Here is a 7,954-nt window from a genome sequence, read left to right on the forward strand (position 1 = left end):
GAAAAGAGGGTTAATCTATTATGAAGCATCGTTATTTACCAATGACGGAACAAGATAAACAAGAAATGCTAGACGTGATTGGCGTATCTTCAATTGACGCATTATTTGAAGATATTCCAGAGCAAGTCCGCTTTAAGGGTATGTATGATATTAAGCCTGCAAAGTCAGAAGCAGCTTTAATGAAAGAGTTAGCACAAATGGCGGCAAAAAATAAAGATACAGCAACAAATGTATCGTTTTTAGGCGCAGGTATATACAATCACTATAAGCCAATTATTGTAGATCATGTTATTTCGCGTTCGGAGTTTTATACAGCTTATACACCTTATCAACCTGAAATTTCACAGGGTGAGTTACAGGCCATTTTTGAGTTCCAAACGATGATTGCTGAGTTAACAGGTATGGACTTAGCAAACTCTTCATTATATGACGGTGGTACAGCTTTAGCAGAAGCGGGGATGCTTGCAGCAGGACACACACGTCGTAAAAAGATTATTGTATCTGAAACCGTACACCCAGAATACCGTGATGTGGTACGCACATATGCAGACGGTCAATCGATTGAGGTTGTAGTAGCACCTCAAAAAGACGGCGTTACAGATATGCAAGCATTAGAGGCAATGATTGACGATACTACAGCAGCAGTTATGGTGCAGTATCCTAACTTCTTCGGTCAAGTAGAGGATATTAAAACAATTGGTGAGGTAGCGCATGCTAACAAAGCATTATTTGTGGTATCAGCTAACCCACTAGCCTTAGGTATTTTAACACCACCAGGTAAATTAGGTGCAGACATTACCGTTGGTGATGCACAACCATTTGGTATTGCGGAGAGCTTTGGCGGACCACACTGTGGCTACTTTGCTGTAACGAAAAAGCTAATGCGTAAAGTGCCAGGTCGTTTAGTTGGTGAAACTATCGATGAGGAAGGTCGCCGTGGTTATGTATTAACATTACAAGCGCGCGAGCAACATATTCGTCGTGACAAGGCAACATCAAATATTTGTTCAAATCAAGCGTTATTAGCGCTAGCAGCATCTGTGGCAATGACAGCACTTGGTAAAGAGGGCGTACGTGAAATGGCGAAGCATAATATCGTTAAGACACGCTATGCAAAAGAAGCCTTTGAAAAAGCTGGCTTTGAAGTAGCTTATCAAGGTGCTCACTTTAACGAAATCGTAGTAAAGGCCAATAAAAATATTACTGAGATTAATAAAGGTCTAATTGAAAAGGGCATCATTGGTGGCTTTGACTTAGGTCGCGTTGATGATAATTTACAAAACCACGCATTAATCGCTGTAACTGAAATTCGTACTAAAGAAGAAATTGATGCATTCGTTGCGGAAATGGAGGCTCTTCATGCATAAGGATAATCAACCACTTATTTTTGAACTAACGAAGGAAGGCCGCGTTGGCTATAATTTAGAGGCACTTGATGTACCAGATTATGATGTAGCGGATCTATTACCAGCAGGTTATGCGCGTGAAGAAAAGGCAGCACTACCAGAAGTTGCAGAGCTGGATATTATGCGTCACTACACTGCGCTATCACGCCGCAATCATGGTGTAGACTCAGGCTTCTACCCATTAGGTTCTTGTACAATGAAATACAACCCAAAAGTCAACGAAACTGTTGCGCGCTATTCAGGCTTTTCAAATGTTCACCCCTTACAAGATGAATCAACGGTACAGGGTGCTATGGAGCTATTATATGATTTACAAACGTCTTTAATGGAAATCACAGGTATGGACGAGGTTACACTTCAGCCAGCGGCAGGTGCACATGGTGAGTGGACAGCACTAATGATGATTCGTGCATTCCATGAGGCAAATGGTGAGGGTCACCGTAATAAAGTAATTGTTCCTGATACAGCGCATGGTACGAACCCAGCTTCTGCAACAGTAGCCGGTTTCGAAACTGTAACTGTACAATCAGACGAAAATGGCTTAGTGGATATTGAAGACTTACGTAAAGTAGTAGGTGAAGATACAGCTGCACTTATGCTAACGAACCCAAATACACTTGGTCTATTTGAAGAAAATATTATTGAAATGACAGAGCTGATTCATAGTGTAGGTGGTAAAGTATACTATGACGGCGCTAACTTAAATGCGGTAATGTCTAAGGCACGTCCTGGTGATATGGGCTTTGACTGCGTGCATTTAAATTTACACAAAACGTTTACAGGCCCACATGGTGGCGGTGGTCCAGGTTCAGGTCCAGTTGGTGTGAAAGCTGATTTAATCCCATTCTTACCAAAACCAGTATTAGTAAAATTAGACGATGGTACGTATCACTTTGATTACAATCGCCCGCAAGCTATTGGTCGCGTGAAGCCGTACTATGGTAACTTTGGTATTAACGTACGTGCTTATACGTATATTCGTACAATGGGACCAGATGGCTTAAAAGCTGTAACTGAGTATGCAGTATTAAACGCTAACTATATGATGCGTCGTCTGCAAGAGCACTTTGATTTACCATTTGATCGTCATTGTAAGCATGAGTTTGTTTTATCAGGACGTCGTCAAAAGAAACTTGGCGTGCGCACACTTGATATTGCGAAACGCCTGCTAGACTTTGGCTATCACCCACCAACAACGTACTTCCCGTTAAATGTAGAGGAAGCGTTAATGATTGAGCCAACAGAAACAGAGTCAAAAGAAACACTAGATGCTTTCTGCGATGCGATGATTCAAATTGCCAAAGAAGCGGAAGAAAATCCAGAAATCGTACAAGAAGCACCACATACAACGGTTGTTTCGCGCTTAGACGAAACACGTGCAGCGCGTACACCAGTATTACGCTACCAACCGACTGAAGCTTAATTAACTGCGTCGCACCTTGAATGGTGTGACGCATTTTTTTGAATTGTGCTACAATAGGCGTAGTTATAAAGGTGGTGGACATGATGAAGGAAATAAAAACATTAATCGCAACAATTGCAGAGGGTACGAGCGATGTGATGCAAGAGGAGCAAATGCTACTCGCTTTTGTAGCACAACAAGAAAATGTGGTAACTTTAACAAACCTTGCTTATTACTATGCGGAAGAAGCGGAGGATTTTACTAAGGCACTTGCTTATATTGAACGAGCAGTTAGACAAAAACCTAGTACGCCGCAACCATTTATTATTTATAGTTATGTGCTACTAAAGCTTGAGCGCTATGATGAGGCGTTACCTTTATTGGAGTATGTGTACAAGCATGCGCCAGGTCAAGCAACGTATTATAATGTAGCAGGGGCGTATTACCGAAATGAGCGCTATTTAGAAGCAGCGCGTGCTTATGAGCTCGCTGGTGAGGATTATGCCTACCAGGCAGCAATGGCTTATAGTAAGGCGGGAGATACCGCTAAAGCGGCTAAGTTACTTGCTACGATACCTGCAGATGAGCCATTAGCGCGTGCAGATGTTTATGTGCTACTTGAGCGTTACGATGATGCGCTAGTAGAGATGGATCAAGCATTACCCGTCTATGCGTTAGATACATGGTGCTTTGTGCATTTACAATTAGCGAAACGTGTAGCCCCTGAGCGTTATACAGCTCTTTATGCGCGCTATGAGCAACTATTACAAGCTGAGCTTTGCGAGGCACAGCAACAAAAAGTAGATGAATGGACAACTGAGCAGGATATTGAGCAAGCTATTATACAAGCTAAGCAGGTCCTAGCGAAATTAGCTGCACTTGAACCATTAGCCGCAATTATGATTGATGAAGATTTTGCGAATGATGCGATGCTACCGTGCTGTTATTATTTTTGTCCTATGCATGATACCGCGTGTGATGGTGACAAGGAATGGTCGAGCTGTCAGACAACTACTATATAATAGAAGAAACGCATAATAAAAAGGACTTACCCACTACGGGTGAAGTCCTTTTTGATTAGTTTTTACGTTTGATTTTACCTGTCCATTTACTAAATCCACCGTCTAGCATATACAGTTGGTTATACCCACGTTTCTTTAGGAATAATGCCGTACGTGCACTACGACCAGAGTTTTGATCATACATGTAAACGGGTAGATCCGGACGAATTTCTTTATGGCGTTGACGAAGCACTGTCATCGGAATATTACGAGCGCCTAAAATATGACCAGCCTCGTAATCCTTAGCTTCACGTAAATCGATTAGCTGAGCTTTACGGTAGCCTTTAATAAAGTCTTCCTGTGATAATGTAACAACAGCTTTTTTTAAACGTGCGCCACTTACTAAAAAGTAAATGATGGCTACGACTGCAACAATCGCAACCGTAATTAAAATTGATTTTAACAAAACGATGTGACCCCTTTCTTTCTTCTCTCCTATTATAAATTACCAACTAGCGATAGTCCAATGAGTTTGTTACAATACGAAAGAAAATGAATTTAGGGGGAGAATTATGACAACGTGGTATTTTTTAAATTCAGGAAAATGTAGCCCTTCTTATAATATGGCTTTAGATGAGGCGCTGCTTGATTGGCACAGCGAGGGGTTAATTCCACCTGTCATTCGTTTTTATGAATGGGAGCCAGCAACTGTTTCAATTGGCTACTTTCAACAGGCGGAGCGAGATATTAATTTAGCGGCTGTTCGCGAGCAAGGCTTAGGCTTTGTGCGCCGTCCAACAGGGGGACGTGCGGTATTACATGAGCATGAGTTGACGTATAGCATTATTGTAACAGAGAGCTATCCTAATATGCCTGTAACGGTAACAGAGGCTTATCGTGTATTAAGCGAAGGGTTACTGCTAGGCTTCCAAAATCTCGGCATGGAAGCGTATTTTAGCGTACCAAAAACAGAAGCGCAACAACAAGATTTAAAAAAACCAAAGAGTGCAGTATGTTTTGACGCCCCGAGTTGGTATGAACTCGTTGTTGAAGGAAAAAAAGTTGCAGGAAGTGCGCAAACAAGACAAAAAGGTGTTATACTTCAACATGGTGCAATTTTACTGAAGCTCGATTTAGAAAAATTATTGTCAGTATTTAATTTTTCATCTGACGCTGTAAAAGAAAAAATGCGCATAAAATTACCAGAAAAAGCCGTAGCAATGGATACGTTAATTGACAGAGATGTGACAATTGATGAATGTGTTACAGCCTTTAAAGCTGGTTTTGCGAAAGCCTTAGCCATTGATTTTGAACCAATGGTCTTAACAGAGGCACAAAAAAACTATGTAAAAGAAATCGAAAAACGTAAATATGCGAATGACGAATGGAATTTTAAAAAATAGTTTTCCCTTGTTATTGCTCGTTTTTTTCTGCTAAGCTCAAAATAGTTGAAATTACAATAGTTGAAATCAAAAACTATATATAGTATGTTTATATACGACTTAACACAAGATGTAGTGCTTTCGAGTGCTGCATCTTATCTATTTATATAAACGGGGAGGCGACTTTGCGTGGCGTTCACACAAACCGAGCAAGCGACAAGTTATCAGCAGTTAAACGAGGATATTAAACAATTTAATCAAGTACATCCAATTACAGAGGATATGCATATTACTCATAAAGGCGTTTCACGTCTTGTTATGATTGACCGTTATTCATTTAAGGATACGGAAAAGAAAACATTAAAGGTAAATGATTTTGTAGTATTAACCGTAAAGGCAGATCCACGTTTTCCAGCGCGTGGCTTAGGAAAAATTACTGCAATCCATAAAGATACAAATGAAGCGACTATTTTAATTGAAGAGGACTTCCGCTCAGCGTTAGATAGTGTAACTGAACAGGAGACAGGCTTAATTACACGCTCACTTGATTTAATCGAAAAACCGCTTGAAATCTTTTATGAGCAAATTGCTAAGCGTAATGCAACAGGGTTAGCATCTGTCGAAAAAACAGAAGAAAAACGTAAAGAGTGGTTTGATAAATTTTATAACCAACTCGTAAACCTTAATTTTATTCCGGCAGGACGTGTAATCTACGGGGCAGGCTCACAAACAGACGTAACATTTTTTAACTGTTACGTAATGCCATTTGTAGCTGACTCTCGTGAAGGTATTAGTGACCACCGTAAACAAGTTATGGAAATTATGAGCCGTGGTGGCGGTGTTGGTACAAATGGTTCGACATTACGCCCACGTAATACATTAGCGCGTGGCGTTAATGGTAAATCTTCAGGTTCAGTGAGTTGGTTGGATGATATTGCGAAACTTACACATTTAGTAGAGCAAGGTGGTAGCCGACGCGGTGCACAAATGATTATGTTAGCTGATTGGCATCCTGATATTGTGGAGTTTATTATTTCTAAAATGCAAAATCCACGTATTTTACGCTACTTAATTGAAAATACAACGGATGATTCAATTATTCGTTTAGCAAAAGAAAAACTTGATTTTAAACCGTTGACACAGCAAGAAGAAGCGATGTATCAGGGTATTGTCAATTATAAAAATATTGCAGGTTACGGTGGCTTTGACGAAGCAATCATTCGTGATGCGGAGAGCAAGCTACGTGATGGCGGTACGTATAGCGTACACAATTTAGAGTTTTTAACAGGGGCAAATATTTCAGTTACCTTGACGGATGACTTTATGAAAGCTGTTGAAGCAGATGACGACTTTGAGTTACGCTTCCCAGCAGTAGAAGAATATTCTCCTCAAGAAATGGAAGTATATAACGAAAAATGGCATGAAGTTGGCGATGTACGTAAATGGGCTGATATGGGGCATAAAGTACGTACCTACCGTAAAATCAAAGCGCGTGAGTTATGGAATCTCATTAATATTTGTGCAACTTATTCGGCAGAGCCAGGTATTTTCTTTATTGATAATGCCAATGATAAAACGAATGCTAAGGCATACGGTCAGCAAGTTGTGGCAACCAACCCTTGTGGTGAGCAGCCATTAGCACCTTACTCAGTATGTAACCTTGCTGCAGTAAATCTTGCACAATTCGCTAATAAAGAGACAAAAACAGTAGACTATGCTGCACTTAAAGAAACAGTACGTGTTGGTGTACGCATGCAGGATAACGTAATTGATGCAACACCTTACTTCCTTGAAGACAACCGCATTCAAGCGCTTGGTGAGCGTCGTGTGGGTCTTGGTGTTATGGGGTTAGCGGATTTATTAATTTACTGTGAGCAAGAGTATGGCTCAGATGGCGGTAATGAATTAGTCAATGAAATTTTTAAAACGATTGCAGAGACAGCTTACGAGGCATCAATTGAGTTGGCAAAAGAGCGTGGTAGCTTCCCATTTTTACAAGGTGAAGACGAAGCAGCAACGCAAGCATTGCGTCAAGCGTTTACAAAAACAGGATTTATGCAAGGTATGAATGAAGATATTCGCCGTGGCGTACTAGAGCATGGTATTCGCAACTCGCATTTATTAACAGTTGCACCAACAGGCTCTACTGGCACAATGGTAGGCGTGGCAACGGGTCTTGAGCCGTACTTCTCATTTACGTACTACCGTTCAGGTCGTTTAGGTAAATTTATTGAAGTTAAAGCCGAAATTGTACAAGAATATTTAGACCGTCATCCAGAAGCGGACGGCGAAAACTTGCCAGAGTGGTTTGTGACAGCTATGAGCTTAGCACCAGAGGCACATGCGGATGTGCAGTGTATCATTCAGCGCTGGATTGACTCGTCGATTTCTAAAACAGTGAACGCACCAAAAGGCTATACTGTAGAACAAGTTGAACAAGTGTATGAGCGCCTTTATAAAGGTGGTGCTAAAGGTGGTACGGTATACGTTGATGGTAGCCGTGACTCACAAGTATTAACTCTAAAGGCAGAAGAAAATGATATGGACCAATTATCATTTGGTGGCGACTTTGAGGAAGTAGAAGTTGAACGCCCTGTCGTATTAGTAGATACAATCCAAGCATTAGAATCAACAACAGTTGTTGGTTCAGATGTTGGCAATACATGCCCTGTTTGTCGTAAAGGTACTGTCCAAGAAATTGGCGGTTGCAATACATGTACGAATTGTAATGCACAATTAAAATGTGGTTTATAATTAGCAACG

General features: G+C 40.8%; 6 protein-coding genes. 5 read left to right on the plus strand and 1 reads right to left on the minus strand.

The window, feature by feature from the left end:
• Positions 1 to 20: 20 nt before the first annotated feature.
• From gcvPA to CH76_RS02185, 3 genes are all read left to right on the plus strand, one after another.
• Positions 21 to 1,367 (plus strand): aminomethyl-transferring glycine dehydrogenase subunit GcvPA, encoded by a 1,347-nt coding sequence (gcvPA, locus tag CH76_RS02175; protein ID WP_036142162.1) that lies wholly within the window; start codon positions 21 to 23, stop codon positions 1,365 to 1,367.
• On the plus strand, positions 1,360 to 2,829 hold the full coding sequence (gene gcvPB / locus CH76_RS02180) for an aminomethyl-transferring glycine dehydrogenase subunit GcvPB (RefSeq protein ID WP_036142165.1): 1,470 nt from the start codon (positions 1,360 to 1,362) through the stop codon (positions 2,827 to 2,829). Before gcvPA ends, gcvPB begins: the two co-directional genes overlap by 8 nt.
• 80 nt (positions 2,830 to 2,909) lie before the next feature.
• Positions 2,910 to 3,830: a tetratricopeptide repeat protein gene (locus tag CH76_RS02185; protein WP_152553277.1), complete on the plus strand. Its 921-nt coding sequence runs from the start codon at positions 2,910 to 2,912 to the stop codon at positions 3,828 to 3,830.
• Between the two features lie 55 nt (positions 3,831 to 3,885).
• Here the strand turns inward: CH76_RS02185 and CH76_RS02190 are convergent, their stop codons facing one another.
• On the minus strand, positions 3,886 to 4,275 hold the full coding sequence (locus CH76_RS02190) for a rhodanese-like domain-containing protein (protein ID WP_036142170.1): 390 nt from the start codon (positions 4,273 to 4,275) through the stop codon (positions 3,886 to 3,888).
• Between the two features lie 106 nt (positions 4,276 to 4,381).
• Here CH76_RS02190 and CH76_RS02195 point away from each other — a divergent pair, with 106 nt between their 5' ends.
• The gene (locus CH76_RS02195) at positions 4,382 to 5,212 is read left to right on the plus strand and encodes a biotin/lipoate A/B protein ligase family protein (RefSeq protein WP_036142172.1); all 831 of its coding nucleotides are present in this window, start codon (positions 4,382 to 4,384) and stop codon (positions 5,210 to 5,212) included.
• Positions 5,213 to 5,380: 168 nt separating this feature from the next.
• Complete coding sequence (locus CH76_RS02200) at positions 5,381 to 7,945, plus strand: vitamin B12-dependent ribonucleotide reductase (protein ID WP_036142174.1); 2,565 nt, start codon at positions 5,381 to 5,383, stop codon at positions 7,943 to 7,945.
• Positions 7,946 to 7,954 lie beyond the last annotated feature (9 nt).

The sequence above is a fragment of the Lysinibacillus sp. BF-4 genome, from assembly GCF_000743635.1.
Classification (GTDB): Bacteria; Bacillota; Bacilli; order Bacillales_A; family Planococcaceae; genus Metalysinibacillus; species Metalysinibacillus saudimassiliensis.